This window comes from Affinundibacterium fentianense, from assembly GCF_018139545.1.
Lineage (GTDB): Bacteria > Pseudomonadota > Gammaproteobacteria > Burkholderiales > Burkholderiaceae_D > Undibacterium > Undibacterium fentianense.
On sequence record NZ_JAGSPJ010000001.1, the window covers coordinates 1,087,000 to 1,109,412 of the forward strand.

A 22,413-nucleotide genomic window follows, 5' to 3' on the forward strand; every position below is an offset into this window, starting at 1 on the left:
AAATTGTTACAGCATGTATCCATGGTTTTTTTATCTTTACGCTTGCACAAGACTCTCTTCTTATTTTGTCCCGCATAAAGAAAAATCTTCTACAATACTTCTACCAACCATTTCGGAGCGAAGCCATGACGATCTTTAGCGACATCCAGCGAACCGCAATCGCCTCGCTCTTATTGCTTAGTTTTGCCAAAGCATATGCCATTGAAAAAGGGCAAATTGCACCTGATTTTTCCTTACCAAGTCAAAGCAAACAAATCAAACTCAGTGATTATCGCGGCAAAGTGGTGTACCTCGATTTCTGGGCATCTTGGTGCGCGCCATGCAAAAAATCGTTTCCCTGGATGAATGCATTGGAGGCAAAGAATGCAGCAAAAGGACTACGTGTGATCGCGATCAATGTTGATGCCAAAACAGAGGATAGTCAGATCTTCTTAAATAAAGTTCCCGCACAATTTGCCATTGCATTCGATAACAAAGGTCTAACTGCGACACAGTATCAAGTCGCTGCGATGCCGAGTAGTGTTTTAATCGATAAAGATGGCAAAATTATTGCTATTCACAAGGGATTTAATGAAGAATCAGCAAAGACAATCGAAGCAGAAATTGATGCGGCACTCGCCAAATAAGCCTTGCCAAAACGCAATTTTTCAATATCGCTTGAATCCCACTTTTACCTATTAACGAAGGTATAAAAAAACCCTTTCCTGCAAGCAGAAAAGGGTTTAAGGGCCCACACTAAAAAAGACCGGCTTGCGTCTCGAAATTTGCGACTTGAGTCCGTCAATACCCAAACGCAAGCCGTATAACTTATTGCGCTAAGGCTTTGTTCTGCGCATCCAGCCAGACTTTCAAAGGCGCAAAGTAATCCAAGATCGCTGAAGCGTCGAGTTGATCTTCTCCCGTCACGGCTTTCAGTGCTTCATTCCATGGACGACTGGTTCCCATTTCCAACATAGCTTGGAACTTCTTGCCAGCAGCTTGATTTTCGTAGATAGAACAACGATTTAGTGGACCGCTATAGCCTGCTTCGCGGCAGAGCGCTCTGTGCAATTGAAATTGTAAGATCGTCGCTAGGAAGTAACGTGAATAAGGCGTATCCGAAGCAACGTGATATTTTGCACCCGCATCAAAACCATTCGCAGCAGCCGGAGCTGGACGTTTTACGCCTTGATATTTCTCACGTAATTCCCACCACACTTTGTCATAATCTTGTGGCTTGACGTCACCGGCGTAGACTTTCCAGCGCCATTGATCAACCAAATAACTGAATGGTAAGAACGCGACTTTTTGTAAAGCGCGATCCATCAACACGCCGATGTCCTGTGAAGGATCTGGCACTTCACTCAACAATCCTAATTTATTTAGATAATTGGGAGTCACCGACAACGCCACCGTATCACCGATCGCTTCGTGGAAACCATCGTTTGCACCACCTTTAAACAACAAAGGCTGCTTGCGATAAGCGAGATCGTAATAGATGTGTCCCAATTCATGATGAATCACCAAAAAATCTTCACTCGTTTGGTTAATGCACATTTTAATCCGTACATCTTGATCGCCATCCACGTCCCACGCCGATGCGTGGCACACCACTTCGCGGTCACGCGGTTTAGTCAATTGAGAACGTTGATAAAACGATGCTGGGAGCTTTTCCATCCCAAGTGAAGTATAAAAACCTTCTGCCATTTTGGTCATGGCTTTTGCATCCAAATTCTTTTGCTTCAATGTTTCAGCAATATCTAAATTCGCTGCGGGTCCTTGTGGCTTCACAATCGGATATAAATTCTCCCAAGACTGACTCCACATATTGCCAAACAAATGCGCCGGAATTGGCCCACTGCTCGGCACTTCATTTTTACCATACGTTTGCTGCAACTTGAGACGAACATATTGATGCAATGACTCGTAAAGCGGCTTGACTTGTTGCCATAAGCGTTCGGTTTCGGCGGCAAATGCATCGGCTGGCATATCGTATTGCGAACGCCACAAAGCGCCCGTGTCGGCAAAGCCCATTTCACGTGCGCCTTTATTCGATACGGCAACGTATTCAGCGTAGCTGTTTTTGTAACTGCTCGCAGTTTGATGCCAGCCCAACCATGCCTCTTTCATCTCCACCGGATCACGACTCTTCGCCAAAATCGCTTCCAATTGTCCTAAATTCAAACAACTGCTCTCATCCGCTGGATTTTTACAATATTTCCCTTTGCCGTAGGCGCCATTCATTTGTGCAGACAAGCGTGCATAGGCTTCACGATCTTTGTCATTGCTGAGGCTCAAACTCAACTGCAAAAGTTTAAGCTTACGGCGACTATCCGCAGATAAAGGCAGCTTGTTATAACGTCGTGCTTGGATCGCGATCTCACCGACTGCGCCCAGCAACACTTCATTCGCTTGCGCGGCGATCGCTTCGGTGTCGTCGGTAATATGTGTTTCATAGACCCATGCTGCACGTTGTGCAGCGTTTCCGAGTTTTTCCAAACGCGCTTCGGCATTTTTCAAAAAACGTTCGGCTTCCACCACAGTCGGTGCTGCTTTTTTACTCTGTGCCTGAGTGGCGAGTGGTAAACTCAAGATCGTCAGTCCAGCAACGGCGGCTGCGATTTTTTTTATGTGTAACATCTGCTCCCTTTCAAGAAATCAATACTTTGGCGATTCACTGCAATCAGTTTTAATCCGATGACAAGTTTACACCCAGAAGCCTCCAATTTAGGTAATAAAATGACATTTATTTTGATCTTATGCAGACAATTTAAGGCAGTGGCACGGCTAGACACAATGCGAACAAGCAACCGTTCACACTGAATTTCGACCTTTCGCGCAGTAGACAGTACGATCGATCACATTGTTTACGTTTTCCTTCGAACACGCTTTACGATGCGGACAATATCAACAAATAGCATTTCTAATCATCCTCATGCAATCTGTTCACACTCACATGCAGCGACTTATACAAACGTTGACACAATGCGTGCGTCAACATCTCAAAACGTTGACATGGTTGATCATCTTTAACACGGCTATCGCGCTGTTCATCACCGTCGTGCTGCGCACTGGCCAATCTTTATTGGTCAATTGGGTTTTCTCCATGTTAATCGGCTTCAGCATCAACATTGTGATTAGCGCAATGCGTTGGGTCATTTGGCGTCAACAAAAACCTCACCGTATCGCCTTTCTCATCGTGTGCATCGCGGCCGCCCCCATTGGTTACTTTATTGGCGGCTCGATAGGCATGCTGTACTACGGATACAAAGCACCCAGTTTTATGAGTGTGATGCGCAGCGGCGAGGGCATTTTGGTCATTATGAGTGCCTTCATTAGTTTATTTGGCGGCGTGTTTTTTTGGAATCAATCCAAGGTCGCGGAACTCGAAACAGAACAAGAGAAAGAGAAAGCGCGTAGCGCGGCAATCGAGCGTCAAGCGATGCAAGCGCAATTACAATTGCTCCAAGCCCAGATCGAACCCCATATGTTATTCAATACTTTAGCGAATCTTCAAGGTTTGATCGCAATCGATCCGGAACGCGCACAGCATATGCTAGGACAATTGATCCGCTATTTACGCGCCACCTTAAATTCCTCTAGAACGGAACAAACAAACCTAAAGCACGAATTCGAATTACTAGAATCTTACCTCGAGTTATTGGCGATCAGGATGGGGAAACGTCTCAGCTATCAAATTGAATTACCAAGCGAGTTAGAGCAATGCGCTATCGCTCCCATGCTATTACAACCGCTAGTCGAAAATGCGATTAAACATGGTGTCGAGCCCAAATTAGAAGGTGGCAACATATTCGTAAAGGCAGAAATGCGACAAGACGCTCTGCAACTCAGTGTGATCGACACTGGACTCGGCTTACCTCCTGACTACGATGAACACTACCGCAGCCCAGACAATCAAAGTCATGTTGGAAATGCGAATGTTCGAGAACGTTTACTCGCACTATATGGCCCAGGCGCTCACCTCCATTTAAAAAACAATGCGCCACAAGGGGTCATCGCAACGCTCACGATTCCCCAATCTCATCCGAACCACGTCTGACACGAAGACCCGCTACGGATCGAACTCACCTTAACTATCCTTGACCACACAGGCTTATGAAAACAATTCATGCTCTTATCGCTGAAGATGAAGAAATTCTTGCAATTACGCTCCAAAAATCATTGGAAAGATTATGGCCAGAACTCAAGCTAGTCGCCCTCGCTGCAAATGGTGTCGAGGCCGTCAACATGGCCCTCAAAGAATTACCAGAAATCATCTTCCTTGACATTAAAATGCCGGGCAAGACAGGGCTCGAAGTCGCGGAAGAGCTCGCAGAAGAGTGGCCCGCTGATCGCGACTTTCCACAAATCGTCTTCGTCACTGCCTATGACGAATACGCGATTCAAGCTTTTGAGCAGGAAGCATGTGACTATGTGTTGAAACCGATCAATGACGCGCGCCTCGCAAAAACTGTCCAACGTCTACAAACGAAATTGCGCGATGAAGCACCATTGCCCAACCACTCTACTGATGTGACAGGCGCCGACCACACCACTACATCGGATTCTGAATTAGACAAAATGATAGCGAGTCTGAGCAAGCTCGCTCCTGCGATTTTAGGTCATAGAACAGTGACGCCAGAACGTTTGACCATGATACGCGCTGCGGTCGGCAATCAAATTCGCATGATCCCAATTGAAGACGTACTGTATTTTGAAGCGACTGACAAATACATCAACGTGGTCACTGCCGAGCAATCAAGCTTAATCCGAATGAGTCTACGAGAATTGTTGCCACAAATTGATACGCAAATTTTTTGGCAAGTTCATCGCAGCTATATCATCAATACGCGTTACCTCCAATTTGCGACGCGTGACGAAACGGGCAAATTGAGTTTGCAATTAAAGGGCAGTCCACAAAAAGTGCAAGTCAGCCGCGTCTACGCCCATTTATTCAAGCAAATGTAAAATACCCATCAACGCACCTCTTTGTTGAATTCTAGGAAGGTACGCAATCAACAAACAGGTGCACTTCAATCTCACTTTTTTTATGCTCCCTATGCAAACTATCGATTGGCAATGTCATGACTTCTCCGCACTCAGCGTCGAACAACTTTATGCAATATTGCAAGCGCGTTCGGAAGTATTTGTGGTCGAGCAAACCTGCGTCTACCTCGACATAGACGGTGCCGACCCATCATGTCGCCATTTGATCGCGTGGACGACTGATCAACAAGTCGCAGCCTATTTGCGCATCGTACCGCCAGGACTGAAATTTGCTGAAGCCTCGATTGGCCGGGTACTAACGACCCAGTTGGGACGGGGCAGCGGGATTGGTAAGGAATTGATTGCACGAGGCTTAGCCGCCTGCCAAGCAGCATTTCCCGGCAATGATATTCGCATTGGAGCGCAACAATATCTGGAAAAATTCTATCAATCGTTTGGCTTTGTCACCGTCTCAGAAATGTATTTGGAAGACGATATCCCGCATATCGAGATGCTGTTTTCGCCTAAACAATCCTAGCAATCCACGCAGTCCTAGCAATTCTCTCAATCATAGAAATCAGCGCCAAAGACTGCACTCTGCTTGAACATACTGCAGCACCCACGAATACGGTCGGCGTCAGAGGCTACAATTGATACAAGTAATTCATTTTTACAAAAGCACGCCGCCCAGTTTTCAAAGACAAATCCTCAATGCGTTGTAGGTAACTTGGATTACCCGTCAGAGCCAAATTTTCCTGACGGTTACCATAGCCTGCGATCAAACTTGTACCGGGACTTAACATATAGCTGACCTGCAAATCCGTATTCAATTGTTTGCCAGACTCCAAGGCACTCCAGCGCGGATCGCTCGCAAGTACGTGATAATCAGCAATCAAACGCACACCCAAAAAGCGATTATGTTGATAACTCAATTTGCTCCGCCACATGAGATTACGATAGGCATTCACGACGCTCTGCCCCGTACTCAGCTTTGCCGGTAATTGCAAATCATTCCAAAGCAATTTTTCTTCTAAGCGCCACTGTGGGTGCGGTTTATACACCAGAGTCAGATCGATACTCCGGCCTCGTCCCATCGACGCTGCCGCATTTGATGTAGGCGTGTAGTTGATGCTATCCATCACACCAAATTCGGTCATCACGCTCAAACTCGGCAACCAGTCAGTTCCCAAATTAACCTGCCAACCTTGTTTTTGGTAATCCCGCCCAGCAAAACGTTCAAAGCCGCGTCGTTGATAAATTTCTAGCCAAGAATTTCGACTTGCCTCGGCCAACCCACCCAAATAGACATTCCAGTCCTGCAATTGATTATCTTGATTTCGAGTGATCTCCGTGTTCGCGTGCAAACCCAATTTTTGCAAATGCTCGTATTCGTCCAAATGCCAAATGTATTTAGCTTCTTGTTGCAGTTGCTTGACATCAGTACGAGGCAAAAACGCCAAGCTGGTCGCAAAATTGGCACTCGTATCAAGATATTTCCCCTGGTATTCCCAATGCCGACCTTGATGCTTTGCCTCAATCAACATGAGGTGGCCTTGAGTTCGACCAGCTAGCTGACTTTGCCTGAAGGCTGCATCACGATCACTGCCATCGCTGCTATCAAGGCTGACGTGACGAGATGCGATGGTCTGGCTGCGTGCAAATTGAGCCTGCCATATCCAATTTTCGTCAAATTGATAACGTCCATCGATACTCATCACCGTGTCGCGTCCCAAGGCCGACTGACCGGACATTTGTTCTTGCGGTCGTATTTGGCGTTGGGTGAACAAAGCGCCGAGCGCCAGATCATGTGTCAGGTCATTTTGGACGCGCGCCATCGCGATCGTTGCTTTCGACTCACCTTGTAGACCATCCTCCCCCGCCGCTTGATCATCGATCAGCAAGCCGCCATATGCCCAAGCCTCATGTCGACCGGTGATGCGTACGCCAGCCTGCGGTTGATGGATCCTCCTTGAAAAAAACAAAGGGCTAGGCGTGGTAAAAAAACTCGCGTTTTCTAGGAAGAATGGACGTTTTTCGGGAAACAAGACTTCATAACGCTTTCCGACAACGATTTGTGGCTCATCCGAATCGACTTCACTAAAATCAGGTTTAAGTGTGAGATCAATCGCCGTCGAATCCCCCAATACCCATTTCGCATCGAGCCCCGCTTGGACTTTATTGTCTTGTTGCCAGTAAGGACGTTGGAAATTTTCCGTATTCAGCAATTGCGAATTACCCATAAAAACAAAGGGATTGATTTGAGCATTTCGCCCGGCGCTCAATTTTTCCGGCAACTGCAGACTCGCCAATTGCGGCACAAAGCCGGCCACTTGTTTAGTGATCAAGGGCCAAAATGATTCTTCGTTCAAACGCGTAATCACCCGCCCGACACCGATCCCCCAAGTCTGCACATCGGCACTCTTAAAACGCAAACTTTTTAATGGAATCGCGATGCGCACAACATAACCATTTGCTGTAATTTGCCCTTCGGATTCCCATTGCGTATCAAAATTCACATCGGGCTCTTGCCCCTCTGTGCGCTTGGAATCTTGCTGCACACCATATGGATTCACAAAAAAAGAAAATGAACGTCGCTTATCGTGAAAGGTATCCAACTCCAACACGACAAAATCTTCCCCATCCATATTGTCGCGCTTTGAGATTTTGGCGCGAATTTGGTCGGGCTCATCTTGTGCAACAAACACCGCGTAAAAATGAGTATCGTCATAGGACAAATAAGCCGTAGTAGGACGCGAAGCGGGCACCCCATCACCCGGATTGCGCTGACGAAAATCTGTGATCGCCAAACCGGCATCGCGAGGAATTGTATCGAGATAATCCCGCAATTGCGGTGCAGACTTGGCGCGAGGGATCGTATTGTTCACAGAGCCCTGTCCAAGTTGCAATGCGCTTGAACTCGCCACACTAGAAGTCGCAGCTGCTAAAGCAGCAAAAGAAGATGCTGCGGAGTTCGCCGACATCACCACTGAAATGAGGGACAACATGCAGGCAGGGAAACACAATTTTTTTAACATAATTCTTGACAAGCTTGGCATCACGCACAATGGCCCACTTAGATTGATAAATATTCATTTAGTTCCACTACTATTTTGCGTGACAATATGAGTGAGTTTGGCGTCATTTAAGGTCGAAAATCGACGTTTTCTTCGAATCTCGCGTCACTTCAGGCGATGAACGCCATAAACGCCTTCCCCTGCGGTAAAATGCTTGCCAATCAAGTATTTAAAATCCTTTTACAAAGAATTCCGCAATGAGTAATAAACCTGACAACAAAAACGCTGAAGCCCCAGTCATCTCCAACTTCTTACGCGGCATCATCGACCGCGATCTGGCCGACGGCAAATACACGCGCGACGGCTTGCCCAATGTGATCACGCGTTTTCCGCCTGAACCGAATGGCTATTTGCACATCGGTCATGCCAAATCGATTTGCTTGAACTTTGGATTAGCACGTGACTACCAAGGTCGCTGCCACTTGCGTTTCGACGACACCAACCCAGAAAAAGAAGATCAAGAATATGTCGACACCATCATGGACAGTGTCAAATGGTTGGGCTTCGATTGGAACTATGGCGAGAAGAATGGCGATAGCTACACTGGCGGCAGCCACCTCTACTACGCCAGCAACTACTTCGACACCTTTTACGCGATTGCCGAATACTTGATCGAAGCGGGACACGCCTATGTCGATAGCCAAAGCGCAGAAGACATGGCCGCCAATCGTGGAGACTTCTCCAAGCCAGGCGTGAACTCGCCTTTCCGCGATCGTCCAGCGGCTGAATCTTTAGATTTATTCCGCCGCATGAAAGCCGGTGAATTTGCCGATGGCGCTCACATCTTGCGCGCCAAGATCGACATGGCATCACCAAACATGAACATGCGCGACCCAGCGATCTATCGCATTCGTCATGCGCATCACCACAATACCGGCGACAAATGGTGCATCTACCCGATGTACGATTACGCGCATCCACTCGAAGACGCAATTGAAAACATCACGCACTCGATTTGTACTTTGGAATTCCAAGATCACCGTCCGTTCTACGACTGGATCATCGCCCGTGCCGCCGAAGGTGGTTTCTTCAAACAACCGGTGCCACAACAATACGAATTCGCGCGTTTGAATTTGACCTATGTCGTCACCTCCAAACGTAAGCTGCGCCAACTCGTCGAACAAAACATCGTCAGCGGTTGGGACGACCCACGCATGCCAACCATCGTCGGTATCCGTCGTCGCGGCTACACACCCGAAGCGATTCAACTCTTCTGCGACCGCATTGGTGTTTCCAAGTCCGACGGCTGGATCGACTACAGCACTTTAGAAGGTGCATTGCGTGACGACCTCGACCCAAAAGCACCACGTGCCACCGCCGTCTTGCGTCCACTCAAACTGATCATCGACAACTTCCCAGAAGGTGAAGCAGTAGCTTGTACCGCACCTATCCATCCACACAACCCAGAGCTAGGCAACCGTGAATTCACGATCAGCAAAGAACTGTGGATAGAACAAGAAGACTTCATGGAAGAACCAACAAAAGGTTACTTCCGTCTCTTCCCAGGCAACAAAGTTCGCTTGCGTTACGGCTACGTGGTCGAATGCACCGGCTGCGACAAAGATGAAAACGGCAATGTCATCGCCGTGCATTGCAACTACTTCCCAGACAGTAAATCCGGCACAGAAGGCAGCGCCAATTACAAAGTCAAAGGCAACATCCATTGGGTGAGTGTGTCTGATTCCTTAGAAGTCGAAGTACGTTTGTACGACCGTTTATTCACCGACGCGAATCCAGATGCGGGGGGTAAAGATTTTATGGCTTTGCTGAATCCATCTTCACTCGAAACGATTCGTGCTTTTGTTGAGCCAGGCATGGTCAATGTTGAACCTGATACGCGTTTGCAGTTTGAACGCCATGGCTATTTTGTGGCGGATCGTGTGGATTCTGTGAAGGGTAAGCCTGTGTTTAATCGGGTGACTACTTTGAAGGATAGTTGGGGGAAGTGAGTTAACATCGCATTTCAGAGATCCGACTGTCAGTATTCCTTAAGAACTACTGTAACTTGCTGAAGATTTTGTTGCTCAATTTCAGCTTTTGGATTATTTACTAATGCTGATATTCCCTTCTCTTTTTTTTATTGCTTTCCCTTTTTGCTTTATAAATTAAGTGTGAATCAAAATGTGAATGACGTTTGACGATTTCTGATGCTAGACTTGGCCCTAGTTTTTAAATAGATTCGTCAGCTTTATTTATTTCTAGACAAAAAATAAAATTCAATGAACCTTGATCCAGTTTCCTCATGGATCCGATTTTATTTCACTTTTTTGGCATTTAAAAAGGGATGTGTTATGCAATCATCAAAAAAGACAATTCAACTTGCATTAGCATCATTAATAGCAGCCTGTCATTCAGAGTCATCGGTTGCCTCGCCGCAGCAAGCTACTGAGAGGTGTTACGGAATCGCAAAAAAAGGCCTTAATGATTGTGCATCCAAATTTGGAGCTCATAGTTGTGCAGGACAAGCGTTAAGAGACTCTGATCCTGGCGATTGGATAAAAGTGCCCAAAGGAACTTGTATCGATCGTGGGGGAATTCTTGCTGGACAATCCACGAATCCCAAAACACCGATGGCACCTGAGCCGCAAAGAGAGGTCACAAATATTAAGTCTACAGAAAGATGTTACGGGGTTGTAAAGGCCGGCCAAAACGACTGTGCAACAGTCAATGGAGTTCATAGTTGCGCTGGTCAAGCAAAAAAAAATTTTGATTCATTTGATTGGCGAAAGGTACCTGCAGGAACATGTTTGTCAATTGGAGGAAATCTAGCGCCTGGAGAAAAGGCCACAAAACTTAAAATTGCAGAAGATGAACAAATTACCCAAAAAAGCCAAAATAGTGATACTTCTATTTCAGGATTGCAAGAGCTGGTTGAAGCAGTGATAGATTTAAAGCAACTGTCCACTACCCGGCGCAGTACTCCCGAATCAAATGGGGCGAGTTCCAGATCACAGCCTTTGCCCTCCACTTCATCATCCTCCAATGGAAGCTACGCTACTTCAACGAAACAATATGTGGAAAATGCCGCACCGCGTTGCATTACGACTCGCTCACCGAAATCAGGGGAAATTGTATTTACAAATAATTGCACAGAAACCGTATGGGTACATTGGCAAGCCCAGGTAAATATCGATAAAGACCCATACATCTCCCCTGGTGCAGCTACAAAGTTAGCAGGTGGAGAATCGTACCTAACATATTCTAGTGGCTTGCAATATATGGCATGTCTTGATTACATTAATGAAAAGAAAGTACATGCAGAAAAGTGGGTTTGTTACTATGAAGGCAGATAAATGAATGAACGGCTTCAGCCATGTAGGGTGGGCACGTTTTTGTGCCCACGCGGAAGATAACTTCAAACATATAAATAATTGATTGTTTTAATACGACAATTCGCATAGCTGGGGTCAGGCCTTACATTTGACATTTTGAGAAGGCTGTCCAATTGATCCTAATTTTTTTACGAGGAGCAGGTGCTCTCATTTCAAAATTTCCCACACCCTATTACATTTTTTCCTTAATATTATTTGCAATTGGCACCGATACTAAATTTACTTTAGTACATATCGAAAAACTTCCACCCCTTTGAACAAGCTGGATTACCTCTAGGTTTAGCTATGCGATATCACATTCTTGCTTTCTCATTTCTCTATGCCATTTCAGCACTTTCAATTGCTGCCCCTCAAGATAATGCGGGCAAAAGTCAAGATACGTTCTCATCGACTATTCCCGTCACCCAACAACGCGAAATCTACGGTGGTGTAAGTTGGCTTGATCGGCATGCGCAAATCCTTGAGCGCAACAAGATAGTCAAGCCTGACCTAGTTTTTCTTGGCGATAGCATCACCCATTTCTGGAGTGGTGAACCTGTATCGTATCGTCCCACCGATGCCGCTTCATGGAAAACGGCGAACAATGGCTTAGTCGTGACAAACCTAGGCTTTGGCTTTGACTACATCGAGAACGCGATCTGGCGTATACAAAATGGCGAACTTGATGGGATCGCACCCAAGCTTATCGTCATCAATATCGGTACCAATAATCTCGGCCACAAAGGCGATAATCCCGAAGCCTGCGAACGCGGTATGAAGGCACTTCTCAACGAAGTTCGTGTTAAGCAACCCAACGCAAAAATTCTGTTGTTGGGTATCTATCCACGCTTTGAGCTCAAACTTGCTGATGCGATTGTTGACACCAACCGCCGCTACGCCTCACTTGCCAAAGATGGCGTGACTTTTCTCAACATTAGCGAGGCACTCTATGAACCTGGAAAAGCTCCTGCGCCTTCCGCACAGTTATTCCGCGATGGTCTACACCCTAACGCTGCGGGTTATGCAGTCATCGCCGAAAAGCTTGCACCGATTATCCAAAAACTGACATCCTCCTTTTAAACTTTACTGATGCATGAATGGGGTCAGTTCTAACTTTCAAGCATTAAATATTTTTTTGACGAGCACATAAAAAATACTCAAAATCACGAAGTAATCAACTAACAAAAAGTACATGTCACAACCCCACGTCATCGTTATCGGAGGTCCCAATGGTGCAGGTAAATCCACCATCGCGCCTTTGGTCTTGCGTGATTATTTAGCGATCCCTGATTTTGTGAATGCAGATTAAATCGCTGCTGGTTTATCTGCGTTTAATCCAGAAGGTGCAGCCTTAGTTTTCACACCTTAGGCACAAAACCAGTAAACCAGTGGACATCCACCACATAAAACCAAAAAAATAAGCGAGCACTCAGCTCGCTTCTATCACCATTTCAACACAAAACCACACCAACACCAACACCAACGATCTCGACACCTTAAGCTTCTCACTCACCTAAAGTCGATCAATAATGCTCGTCGTTTGGTCGAGCCCTCCTTTTTTATTTTGGAATCACGTAACAAATAAGTACAAGCGCACACTACATCATGTACAAACCGGTATCGCAACTCCAACCACGTGGCGTTTCTTTAGATGTTCTGCGTAGGCACGCAAGCGCTCTATCTGAGCGATTGCAGTACCACGCGTCATCGCTTTAGCGCGTGTAGCCTTGATAAACTCTTCTGGTGTAAAACCAAGGCGATTCAAGATCGGGGGAACGCGTTGCGACATCGCATGCTTTTTATCGCTGCGTACAATGCGTGCTGCCCAATCGACGAGCTCGACGTAATCACGTGCGGTGCATGGTAGACCTTGGGCTGGTGCGACACTGAGTGAATTGCCAAAAGGATGGAGCGGTATTTTGTTCTGTTTTGCGAGCGTTGAAGGTACTGTCGATTTCTGCCGTTTTGCCTTGGGCTCTTTGAGATCTTGTAAGCGCGGGGTCAAGCCTTACATTTGACATTTTAAGAACGCAACAAGGAGACGAAGCAAGTCATCTATTCATATATTTTTACCTCGCACCTGCAGCTTCAAAAATATTTTCGCTACCCAAGCAGCGATTATTTATCTCTCAAACTACGCACAATCGTGGTGAGTACACTTTGATCTACGCCGACGTTGTTTAAGACCACAGTGAATTTTCCATCACTCAAGCGATAGGCAATTAGGGATCGATAGTTTGCTGTTTTTCCGGGTGTCCAGAATGTTGCTTGATTGTTTTCTAAAACAACACGACCACCCAGTGCATAATTTTCGGAAGCGACATGCACCGTGCTCAGTTGTTGCAGGCTGGATGTCGACAGATATTGCGTGTTACGCAGTGCATCCATTATGGTCCGTATATCAGCAACACAGCTATAGAATGAACCTGATGCCGCAGCAAATTTCGGGATTATGCTTTGTTGCTCTTGACGCGGTTCGCTAGAAGAATAGTTTTTCGCGTCCAAGTCACTAAACGGAAAACTCGCAGCAGGCAGCCCCGTATTCGCTAAGCCCAGTGGTTCAATTAACTCACGATTGACTAGCGCTTCAAAACTTATTTTGCTAGCTCGCTCAAGCAGTGCTCGTATCAAAATCCAATTAGTTACTGAATAGTCCCAACCTTCGCCTGGTTTAAATGCGAGCGGTGCTTGTGCCCACTTCAAATAAGCGTCTTGTGCATTGATCGATGATTGCCGCAAGGACGAATCCAGCCGCAAGGCGGCCGTTGCACCATCGGGGATGCCACTTGCGTTACTCAGCAAATGACGGATCGTAACAACATCACCTGTCTGCTTTGGCAAGCCATCAAGATAACGAACGATTGGCGCATCAAGGTCTAACTGCTGCTTGTCGACAAAGCGTAGAACAATTAATGCGGTGAAAAACTTAGAAACCGAACCCACTTGAAAGCGTGTATTTACATCAAATTTACGGGTATTCTTAAAGTCTGGCAAACCGAAGCCTGAGAAATGACCAACATCTGCACGATTTTCTGCATGAAAGACGACACCGTTAAAATCATGGGGAACCACACTTTGTAGCGCGTTATTTCCCACATGCGCACGCGCTGGAGTGAAAGTAGCAAGCCACACGACAAACACAATACTTAATAATCGCATTCCTTCTCCATTTATTCGTTAAAACAATCGTAGCTCGGTATTTCGCTTCCGATTGACAGCGTTATTTTTTAAAGCAATGTAGGGCGGGTGCAACCCGCGCTGTAGCTACGCTCAAGGATTTATCGCTACAATTTTTTCATAGTTTAAATTCACCGCTCTGCATTTTGAAACTGCTGGCGGCGCGGGTTGCACCCGCGCTACATTTTTCGTCTACATTTCAGTCGCGGCTAAATTCGCTCATCTTTGTGTCGAGGACGGAAAGTTTCACACAAATTTTGAGTGCAATAAATTCAAGGTTATTGGTAATACTTAACCACCGCATGCGACTCGACGAATTGAAGTTTGCCCCAGTTTGCTTTCGCCACATCACGTTGGTTACTACGTGCATCGAGTAACGGTCTCTGCTCGGTTCCAATGCGCATCTCTAACAAGACTTCGACCTCTGCCGATTTTTTATCGGCGGCGACATTGACAGACTGTACTGTCATTTCCAAGTTGGTATAAAGCTCCTGCCCACTTTGCGCTTCTAACTTCTGTTTTGTCTCGCGAAATTCATCCACCGCTGCACAGGCCTTCGCTTTATTCAAGGTTTGAATCGCGGGGGTGACATGGGATTGATAACGTGCTTTACCAGTTAATTTTTCATGAAAAAAGTCACACACTGCCTTCGCATCACCACGGTCAAAGGCGGACATGTAGTCGCGATACATGGCTTGCACTTTGTCTTCATCGACTTTTTTTCCACCAACTAAACCATACCATGTTACGGCGGCAGCACCCACCAATACCAAAATCAACTTCGCAATCATTGATGCTTCTTTCACTTCTCAAAAAACATGATCATCAGACTTTCACTATTATGTTCAAGCAACAAGACTCAGATTGCATTAAGAAATTCAAATAAAGCTGAATGTAATCACTAGACCAGTTTATTGCACCACAATCTCAACGCGTCGATTCATTGCACGCCCTTCTTCGGTTTTATTTGTCGCAATTGGCGCGAAGTTAGCGACACCTTTCGCGATGAGACGGCGCTTATCTACGCCGGCCTGAATCAAAGCCTGCACAATGCTTTGAGCACGGGCTTGGCTTAGGCTGAGATTGCCATCGATGTTGCCGATATTATCGGTGTGTCCGACAACGATGATATTCAAATTACTCTGCACTTTGAGTGCATTGGCGAGTTCACTTAGCTGTGGTTGACTCTCTGCCTTCAACTCCGTCTTACCTGTGTCAAACATCAATCCATACAAGGAAACGTGGCCAATGTTATCTAAGCTTTGCTTTAAAGCCTCGGCGTTCACGTTGACCTGTCCCGTTGGCTGGCTTTTCTCTTCAATAATTTGGATAAAAGTGGACACCATAGGATCGACTTTTTTGCCACCACCAAATGCGAGCGAGTTATACACAAGCACGTGGGTCTTGGGCACTCTACCGTTGGCAGGAAAACTGCCAACAATCAGGCGCCCTTCTTGATTATCGATAGCGTCATAATGACTAAATCCATTGTGATGTCCGTTATCCCATTTGAATTGGCGCTCAAAGGGTTTCGCTTGATCACGCCAAGCACGATACAGGTCTTCACATTTTTGATCGCAGGTGACGCTGACTTGCATACCCGCTTTCAGCAAAGCATCGCGATAATTCCGATGAACTTCTAGCGTTGTCTTACCTACAGGCGAAAGATAATGTAAGCGCGTTTCTTTGCCTTCTAGCAGTTTCCATTCCGCTGTTTTCATACCATCCAACTTAGCGACCTTAGCTTGAGGTATGGCCGCTTCAGTCCATTCTGTCTGCAAATACCCTGTCATACGAGAACCCTGAAAGCGCTGTATCAATGGATGGTCTTGGCCTTTGGGAATATCACCAATCTGGGCAAAACTGAAAGAACTTACCGAGGTAACAGTGGCCAGCATTACGACTAACGATGCGGTACGCACGATATTCATTATTTTCTTTTTCATAATTAAATAAATGGTTAGCAATGTGGTTATTTTAGCAAATTATTTGCGATGCAATCATCGTGCATTTAAAAGCCTAAGCGCACAAAAGCTCTAAAGAGAATGTGAAAGTAATCATAGGAAATTTCTTAAAAACATATCTGACCATATCGACTTTTTTGGTGTCATAATCGCGACGACAAAAATAAAATAAATAATAGATTTTTTACCTAATTTCGAAGATATCAACAGCATTCATTTTTTAAAACACAAAAATCAAAAAGACCACATGAATCAATCTCACTCAAACAAAGACGAGGCACTTGCATCGGGCACCGCTATTGATGAAACCACTCAACTGCATACCCATCAAACACCAACCAGACCTTTATATTTGTCTTTCCTTAAGGGGATTGTCTATATCGTTTGGTGCGGTGGCGTGGCAAGCCTAGGGGCAATTTATGGGGTCACAGCTTATTCATTTTTTATGCATGTGTTGTCTGTTGGCAGCGGTGTGATGTTGACTTCATTTCTGGTTGGCGTGCCCCTCGCGATGGGATTTTTGGTCGCCTATCTTGCGGAAAAAAGAAAAATGCGAGGGGTGGCGATGGCGGGTGGCTTGACGATGCTCTCGCTGAGTCTATTCGCCTTTGCAGTAGGGGCCTTGTTCCGCGAAGGAATCATTTGTTTGGTCATGGCATTGGTTTTGTTTATTCCTTTCATGCTACTCGGTGCTTTGCTTTCAGCGATCTTCTCCTCAACCAAACCAAATCATTCTGGAAAGTTGTCAGCCGTGATGTTTGTGATGCCCTTTGCTTTCGGCAGTGTTGAACAACACTTCGATGCGACAACGGTGCATCAGCGCACAGAACGTTCCGTTTATATCGAGGCCAGCCCAGAAAAAATATGGAAACTCATTAATTTCCCTCTGAATATTCAAGCTTCAGAATTAGAAGGTGGCATCGCCTATAAAATCGGTGTGCCATATCCAATTGAAGCGCGTACTTTGGAACCGAAGGTCGGGGGCAAGCGTCAATTGGTCTGGCAACGCGGCGTGCGTTTCGAGGAAGAAATCACAGAATGGCAAGAGAATCGTCACATTGCCTGGAAATACCTATTTAGTCCTGAATCGTTTCCAAGTGGCGCATTGGATGATCATGTGGTGATCGGTGGCAAATATTTCGATATTGAAGACACCTCATACACGCTCAGCCCTGAGGGTAGTGGCACTCGACTAACCGTGAAAGTTGGTACACGTGTGACTACACATTTCAATTGGTACGCAGATTTTTGCGCGCGTTATTTGGTCAGCGATACGGCAGATACTATTTTGAATTTTTATAAGCAACGTGCGCAAGGAAGTTGAGGAGAAAACTTGACCGCCTTCAGTTCAGAATAGGCGGTATCGGGTGAGTAGGCTGGAATGCGAGGTCAAGTTTTGGTTATTTGATTCAGTATCAAGGAAAAACCCAAAAAAAGGGGCAAATATGCATTTCAAGAATAGAAATTTAACCAAGAAAATACAATCAAATCGTATTGTTCCATTAGAGCCATTGGAAAAAAGACTTACCGAATTCGTGAGACAGGCGGTTACGATCGGTACGCCAATCTCGGGGATCGTTTCAGTTGCCTACCTTTGGTCATACTTGACCTATATTGGCCGTCAGGATCAGTTATTGCCAGCGCTATCCAACGCAAAAGGATTACTCGCACTTTTCGGTGCGTCCTTGCTTTACTTTCCGCTGCTCATTTTAGCATTTCTACTGCCTGGAATATTCACCTATCGGTCATACCAATTTCTGAAGAAACACGCCCTCTTCGATGACAATATTCCACACCATCTGATGGCAATGTGCCTGATTACAGTCAATCTAATCGTAATAGCAGAAATTGCGCGTCGAGCGATGATCGATAGTTTTATTCATCTCCCGGCATGGGGCGAACTTGCAATCACACTACCTCTTCTAATGTATTTTAGTCTGCAGCGATACCGCAGGCTAAATAAGAAAGAGTACGCAAGCTTTTCCTTCCGACAGGAACTACGTTTTTGTACACTTGGCGTAATAGGATGGTTTGCTGCAATGATGGTTTGCGTGCCGTTAAGCCAAACCTTGCGCGACAATGACGTCGGCATTTTAAGTAAGATTTTTGATGCACTAGTCGTGAGTGCATCTTTACTCGCAATTGCTCCTCTGTTTGTGCGCTTGAAGCGGCAATGCATGACTTCTGCAGAGTTAATTCAAAAGATGAGTCTTGCTACAATATCGATCTTAATTATCGTACTTCTCTTTTCACCGCAAGTTTACGGACTAACACTCAAAAGAGTTGCTTATTCACTGGGGATGCGTGAGAAAGGAACAAATCGGTACATTTTGAATGCCAAATACTTTGGGCGTGATTTGAATACCCATTGGCAAGTAGAGAGGCTCGATGGCGATCTGTATTTAGTCACTGCGCGAAACTTATTCACTTTTGGCGATACGGCAATCCTATGCCCAAGCAATTACAAGAACATTTCTTCGACAGAAATTCGAAATCGTGCAAGACATGAGTGCCTTGCTTTATCCACTTCTGATATTCATCCATGGTGGCAACCATAGAAGGTGATTGATTTAAATAGATACTTCAAAATTTCTGAAGCGCAATGAGTACTCCTTCAATGAAGCAAAGCATGATCAGAAAAGAACATAAGTTTCCCCACTAATACACGATTAATAGAAAGTCGAATAAGATTTGTAGCGTCAACATTCCTATCCAATTAAAAGGAAAATACAAAAATATCGACTTGTTTTGTTCATCTAAAATCTTACATCTTACAAAAATATCGACTTGTTTTGTTCATCTAAAATCTTACATCTTCAATTCAAAAAAGTAGTGGCAAACGAAGTGAGAAAGATAAGGATTTTAATCGAAATTAATGAATTCAATCTCACTAAACGGATTCAATTGGTGGGAAATTTGTAAGACAGGCTGCTAGTCGTAGCCCTGATTGTCCAATTAAAAAAACAAAACTTTATCGTCACTAGCTAAACGTCTATCGAATACACTTGCATGTCGATTGTAACCAAACTGCCAAAAGACATGCCGTCAACAATCAAAGCCAGTTCTTGAACAGGATACAGGAAAGGAAAACATTAGAATTGTTCAGCCGTATATAGAGAACATTCTTGCAGTTTATGTGACAAATTTCTTATTGCGGTAGAGAAAAGCGAAATAGCGGAATCCATTTCAATACAAAATTCAAGCAAGTGGAGAACGTTGGGATTGCTTTGAACGTGTACCAAATGTTTTGCGCTAAATCGTTGAAGAAATGATCGCATCGACGTTGTCCTGCTTTCATTTTCAGGAAAACTCTGGGTACTGGGAATTACGAACGATTGTGGCCGATCCTTAATATAAATCATCCACAGAAAATCGTTCATTTCAGTCACCAACGCGATTCACATCACGATATTCTAACTTCCCGCAAATCCCCCACTGCCCTACACCAACTATCTGTGAAAAACAATCAAATCCTGACCTTAGCTCTGTTTCTAGTATCATGTCGAGGCAAAAAAATTCCTGACCAATTTCAAGCGATGGCAGGCGTATAGGAGAATGACGGCTGTTCATTCTAAAATTTAAGTATTTCGATGAACGTCAGAATTGTTGCCAATTGTCTGCATCGATTATCGTGGTTGTGATTGAACGTGGTTGTGACAATCAAACCTGCTACCGCAACTTAGTTTAGCCTTCCATGGCGGATATTGATCATTCTTTCATCCGCTCTTTGGCGTGCTTGAAGCTTCTCTGCCTCGCTAGCTTCAAGGAAAAATTCGGTGTTTTCGAAATATCGAGTTGCAATTGTATCTCCCATACTATTCGCAACAAAATACCAGGCCATCGCTTCGATTTTATCTCCCATATTGAGGGACATTGAGCCGAGCGTGGAGGCTGATTTGATATGTCCTTGGAGAAGTGAGGACTTCAGATCGATTCTCAATTGATCAAACTTATTGAGTTCATCCGGACTTTTTTTTCCTGACCAATTTGTGCGCTCCGCAAGCAAATTTATCGCGTACGGATTCTTTTCTCGCGCAAGTTTCCAAAGCTCATCATCTGACTTACGCATGAGATCTAGCGGAGTTAAATATTTCAACGCTTTCATTTTCTCTGGTAGATCTCTCAATTCTAGTTGCAATCTTTTCGAATACTCGTCGTCATTCAGCAGATCAGCTTTATTAATCGCTGCGCCATTCTGTTTGTTGACCGAAGCAGATCCGATCGAAAAAGGGGAGTCTTCCCATGGGCTAGATTGCCGGGACTGAATCGAACGGCTAGTGTTTGGATGAATACGAAGCTCACCATCGTCAATACGAGCGTCTAAATGGATTGGTTGTAGTTGCTCTACTACTTTTTCATCATTGAAAACTTGAGTTAACAACAGAATTGTAAACGTCGATCCGAACAATATCGAAAGAGAGATTTTCATATATAAGACGTGTGGCGCAATAAATCGTATAAATGTAGGGCGCGGCAGCCTTTTCGTTTAAATTTTTTCTACATGTTTTAGAGCAGAAATTTAATATCGAAACAGTATCGTATTTGAATCACACACGACTCCCTCGCCTTGCATCAAACACTATGAAAGCTTACCATCCATCGTAAGATTGTTCTGTACCCAAGCAGGAAATAATCTTGGTACCATCGAACTTTTTATTACTCACCCAGGCTCGACCACTATCATTGGCTTGCCGCAATCCAGTCCATGCTATGGCTCCCCATTCAGAAACCACAATGGTTTTTGCCCCTCCCATATTTTGAAATTCGCGATTGGCAGCTGCGCAAGCCGCATATCTCAAATCAGCCTCGGTAAGTATATTTTTTAGACCTTCAACAGCAGAGTATGCTGCACGTTTTCTCGCTGTGGTCGCCGAAATTGCACCTCGAGTGGCGCGGTATGCTTGGGAAGTATCGACGACAGCCAATCCATAGTATGTGTTTATGTAGCTAGTGTCTTGACGGTCTCTGAAGCCGATCGTAGTTGAAGTCGTAACACAGGCGTCGAGGCGTGGTCGATCGGCATCAGGATTTCCCCATTCTGCAAAATAGGTATTTTTGCAGTGACCCAATGGGTTAATGTCGAAATTATTGACTCTGTCAATCCTTATATAGGCGTGATTTGCGACTGTGGATCGTTCTAGCGCATGTGCCGAAACTGAAGTTGCAAATCCTAAAAGGCCTGCAGTGAAGGCTAAAACCAATTTCAATCCTTTTTTTGACTCCATTTTATCTCCGTATAAATTTGTATTCCCTCGTCTAAATGTCGAGAATCCAGATATTCATCGACATTCATCTAAAATCGAAGAGCGCAGAAGGGTATCGCCCGCCAACGGTAATTGCAAAAACGAATGTCCTCACCAAGCATTCACTACCAAAAGACCATTTGGTTTAGAAGCAATGACACGTGGTTAGATTGTCATTTTGCACATTTATTTTATATGTTTTTTTTATTATCTTTCTAGCCTGTCTGAGGTACCATCGATGAGGCATTGACAAGAGAAATTAGCCAATTAAAAAATTCAATTGGTTTTTTTTGAGAACGCTGCGAGTACAGATTCAACCAGATTTTTCCAGCTATCTATTGACGCCAATGGGTTGGATCACAGAGCAAGGTCACAAGTTTTGCAATAACGAATGTTTCACTTCATGCACCATTACTCATCATTGCTCTTCAGAGTCCACAAGATCATTCATCAAATCACCTTACTACTCGGCTAGCATTTTTTTATCGAGAAGACCAAAAAAATAGTCCATCGATATAGAACGACCGAACGAACGTAAATGGTTAAAAAACGATGCAATTTAAATTGCATGCACGTCTTATCGATTCAACTTTACATTCTCTATGCAGTACCATAAATACTTAAAATTGCTTTTTTATGTATACCAAATTACTATACATTTTAAGCATTAATAATGCTT

18 protein-coding genes are annotated in these 22,413 nt (G+C 44.9%); 10 read left to right on the plus strand and 8 right to left on the minus strand.

What is annotated here, in order from left to right; translation table 11 throughout:
* Window positions 1-125: 125 nt before the first annotated feature.
* On the plus strand, window positions 126-626 hold the full coding sequence (locus KDM90_RS04775) for a TlpA family protein disulfide reductase (RefSeq protein WP_212674400.1): 501 nt from the start codon (window positions 126-128) through the stop codon (window positions 624-626).
* 181 nt (window positions 627-807) lie between these two features.
* Here the strand turns inward: KDM90_RS04775 and KDM90_RS04780 are convergent, their stop codons facing one another.
* On the minus strand, window positions 808-2,619 hold the full coding sequence (locus tag KDM90_RS04780; protein WP_212674401.1) for a M2 family metallopeptidase: 1,812 nt from the start codon (window positions 2,617-2,619) through the stop codon (window positions 808-810).
* A 349-nt stretch (window positions 2,620-2,968) separates the two neighbouring features.
* On the opposite strand from KDM90_RS04780, the gene KDM90_RS18235 reads away from it, so the two are divergent.
* The 3 genes from KDM90_RS18235 to KDM90_RS04795 all read left to right on the plus strand — a co-directional run bounded on the left by KDM90_RS18235 (window position 2,969) and on the right by KDM90_RS04795 (window position 5,503).
* Window positions 2,969-4,039, plus strand: a complete 1,071-nt coding sequence (locus tag KDM90_RS18235) for a sensor histidine kinase (protein WP_212674402.1) — start codon at window positions 2,969-2,971, stop codon at window positions 4,037-4,039.
* A 56-nt stretch (window positions 4,040-4,095) separates the two neighbouring features.
* A complete protein-coding gene (locus tag KDM90_RS04790; RefSeq protein WP_212674403.1) occupies window positions 4,096-4,947 on the plus strand; it encodes a LytR/AlgR family response regulator transcription factor in 852 nt (283 codons plus the stop codon).
* Window positions 4,948-5,038: 91 nt separating this feature from the next.
* Window positions 5,039-5,503, plus strand: a complete 465-nt coding sequence (locus KDM90_RS04795) for a GNAT family N-acetyltransferase (protein ID WP_212674404.1) — start codon at window positions 5,039-5,041, stop codon at window positions 5,501-5,503.
* 106 nt (window positions 5,504-5,609) lie between these two features.
* Here KDM90_RS04795 and KDM90_RS04800 read toward each other — a convergent pair whose 3' ends face one another.
* Window positions 5,610-7,970: a carbohydrate binding family 9 domain-containing protein gene (locus tag KDM90_RS04800; RefSeq protein WP_212674405.1), complete on the minus strand. Its 2,361-nt coding sequence runs from the start codon at window positions 7,968-7,970 to the stop codon at window positions 5,610-5,612.
* 266 nt (window positions 7,971-8,236) lie between these two features.
* Here KDM90_RS04800 and KDM90_RS04805 point away from each other — a divergent pair, with 266 nt between their 5' ends.
* The 4 genes from KDM90_RS04805 (at window position 8,237) to KDM90_RS04825 (ending at window position 12,659) form a co-directional block, all read left to right on the plus strand.
* Window positions 8,237-9,988, plus strand: coding sequence for a glutamine--tRNA ligase/YqeY domain fusion protein (locus KDM90_RS04805; protein WP_212674406.1), 1,752 nt, complete (start codon window positions 8,237-8,239; stop codon window positions 9,986-9,988).
* A gap of 342 nt (window positions 9,989-10,330) precedes the next feature.
* On the plus strand, window positions 10,331-11,332 hold the full coding sequence (locus KDM90_RS04815; protein WP_329605290.1) for a BufA1 family periplasmic bufferin-type metallophore: 1,002 nt from the start codon (window positions 10,331-10,333) through the stop codon (window positions 11,330-11,332).
* 324 nt (window positions 11,333-11,656) lie between these two features.
* The gene (locus KDM90_RS04820) at window positions 11,657-12,430 is read left to right on the plus strand and encodes a GDSL-type esterase/lipase family protein (RefSeq protein ID WP_212674407.1); all 774 of its coding nucleotides are present in this window, start codon (window positions 11,657-11,659) and stop codon (window positions 12,428-12,430) included.
* A gap of 112 nt (window positions 12,431-12,542) precedes the next feature.
* Window positions 12,543-12,659: an ATP-binding protein gene (locus tag KDM90_RS04825; RefSeq protein ID WP_212674408.1), complete on the plus strand. Its 117-nt coding sequence runs from the start codon at window positions 12,543-12,545 to the stop codon at window positions 12,657-12,659.
* A gap of 294 nt (window positions 12,660-12,953) precedes the next feature.
* Here the strand turns inward: KDM90_RS04825 and KDM90_RS04830 are convergent, their stop codons facing one another.
* The 4 genes from KDM90_RS04830 to KDM90_RS04845 all read right to left on the minus strand — a co-directional run bounded on the left by KDM90_RS04830 (window position 12,954) and on the right by KDM90_RS04845 (window position 16,458).
* The gene (locus tag KDM90_RS04830; protein WP_212674409.1) at window positions 12,954-13,355 is read right to left on the minus strand and encodes a hypothetical protein; all 402 of its coding nucleotides are present in this window, start codon (window positions 13,353-13,355) and stop codon (window positions 12,954-12,956) included.
* A gap of 113 nt (window positions 13,356-13,468) precedes the next feature.
* Window positions 13,469-14,509 carry a serine hydrolase domain-containing protein gene (locus KDM90_RS04835; protein WP_212674410.1) on the minus strand — a complete coding sequence of 347 codons (1,041 nt, stop codon included), beginning with the start codon at window positions 14,507-14,509 and terminating at the stop codon, window positions 13,469-13,471.
* A 296-nt stretch (window positions 14,510-14,805) separates the two neighbouring features.
* Window positions 14,806-15,318 (minus strand): hypothetical protein, encoded by a 513-nt coding sequence (locus KDM90_RS04840; RefSeq protein WP_212674411.1) that lies wholly within the window; start codon window positions 15,316-15,318, stop codon window positions 14,806-14,808.
* A gap of 120 nt (window positions 15,319-15,438) precedes the next feature.
* Window positions 15,439-16,458, minus strand: coding sequence for an OmpA family protein (locus KDM90_RS04845; RefSeq protein ID WP_212674412.1), 1,020 nt, complete (start codon window positions 16,456-16,458; stop codon window positions 15,439-15,441).
* A gap of 280 nt (window positions 16,459-16,738) precedes the next feature.
* Here KDM90_RS04845 and KDM90_RS04850 point away from each other — a divergent pair, with 280 nt between their 5' ends.
* Both KDM90_RS04850 and KDM90_RS04855 read left to right on the plus strand, forming a co-directional pair.
* Window positions 16,739-17,815 carry an SRPBCC family protein gene (locus KDM90_RS04850; protein WP_212674413.1) on the plus strand — a complete coding sequence of 359 codons (1,077 nt, stop codon included), beginning with the start codon at window positions 16,739-16,741 and terminating at the stop codon, window positions 17,813-17,815.
* A gap of 121 nt (window positions 17,816-17,936) precedes the next feature.
* On the plus strand, window positions 17,937-19,049 hold the full coding sequence (locus KDM90_RS04855) for a hypothetical protein (protein ID WP_212674414.1): 1,113 nt from the start codon (window positions 17,937-17,939) through the stop codon (window positions 19,047-19,049).
* A 1,121-nt stretch (window positions 19,050-20,170) separates the two neighbouring features.
* Here the strand turns inward: KDM90_RS04855 and KDM90_RS04860 are convergent.
* Both KDM90_RS04860 and KDM90_RS04865 read right to left on the minus strand, forming a co-directional pair.
* Window positions 20,171-20,920: a hypothetical protein gene (locus tag KDM90_RS04860; RefSeq protein ID WP_212674415.1), complete on the minus strand. Its 750-nt coding sequence runs from the start codon at window positions 20,918-20,920 to the stop codon at window positions 20,171-20,173.
* 160 nt (window positions 20,921-21,080) lie between these two features.
* Window positions 21,081-21,716 carry a hypothetical protein gene (locus KDM90_RS04865; RefSeq protein WP_212674416.1) on the minus strand — a complete coding sequence of 212 codons (636 nt, stop codon included), beginning with the start codon at window positions 21,714-21,716 and terminating at the stop codon, window positions 21,081-21,083.
* Window positions 21,717-22,413 lie beyond the last annotated feature (697 nt).

Coding starts and splice junctions, on each gene's coding strand:
- KDM90_RS04865 (WP_212674416.1), bottom strand. CDS start 21,716: ATGGAGTCAAAAAAAGGATTGAAATTGGTTTTAGCCTTCACTGCAGGC.
- KDM90_RS04800 (WP_212674405.1), bottom strand. CDS start 7,970: ATGTTGTCCCTCATTTCAGTGGTGATGTCGGCGAACTCCGCAGCATCT.
- KDM90_RS04855 (WP_212674414.1), top strand. CDS start 17,937: ATGCATTTCAAGAATAGAAATTTAACCAAGAAAATACAATCAAATCGT.
- KDM90_RS04790 (WP_212674403.1), top strand. CDS start 4,096: ATGAAAACAATTCATGCTCTTATCGCTGAAGATGAAGAAATTCTTGCA.
- KDM90_RS04845 (WP_212674412.1), bottom strand. CDS start 16,458: ATGAATATCGTGCGTACCGCATCGTTAGTCGTAATGCTGGCCACTGTT.
- KDM90_RS04795 (WP_212674404.1), top strand. CDS start 5,039: ATGCAAACTATCGATTGGCAATGTCATGACTTCTCCGCACTCAGCGTC.
- KDM90_RS04825 (WP_212674408.1), top strand. CDS start 12,543: ATGTCACAACCCCACGTCATCGTTATCGGAGGTCCCAATGGTGCAGGT.
- KDM90_RS04850 (WP_212674413.1), top strand. CDS start 16,739: ATGAATCAATCTCACTCAAACAAAGACGAGGCACTTGCATCGGGCACC.
- KDM90_RS04815 (WP_329605290.1), top strand. CDS start 10,331: ATGCAATCATCAAAAAAGACAATTCAACTTGCATTAGCATCATTAATA.
- KDM90_RS04780 (WP_212674401.1), bottom strand. CDS start 2,619: ATGTTACACATAAAAAAAATCGCAGCCGCCGTTGCTGGACTGACGATC.
- KDM90_RS04775 (WP_212674400.1), top strand. CDS start 126: ATGACGATCTTTAGCGACATCCAGCGAACCGCAATCGCCTCGCTCTTA.
- KDM90_RS04835 (WP_212674410.1), bottom strand. CDS start 14,509: ATGCGATTATTAAGTATTGTGTTTGTCGTGTGGCTTGCTACTTTCACT.
- KDM90_RS04840 (WP_212674411.1), bottom strand. CDS start 15,318: ATGATTGCGAAGTTGATTTTGGTATTGGTGGGTGCTGCCGCCGTAACA.
- KDM90_RS04860 (WP_212674415.1), bottom strand. CDS start 20,920: ATGAAAATCTCTCTTTCGATATTGTTCGGATCGACGTTTACAATTCTG.
- KDM90_RS04805 (WP_212674406.1), top strand. CDS start 8,237: ATGAGTAATAAACCTGACAACAAAAACGCTGAAGCCCCAGTCATCTCC.
- KDM90_RS04820 (WP_212674407.1), top strand. CDS start 11,657: ATGCGATATCACATTCTTGCTTTCTCATTTCTCTATGCCATTTCAGCA.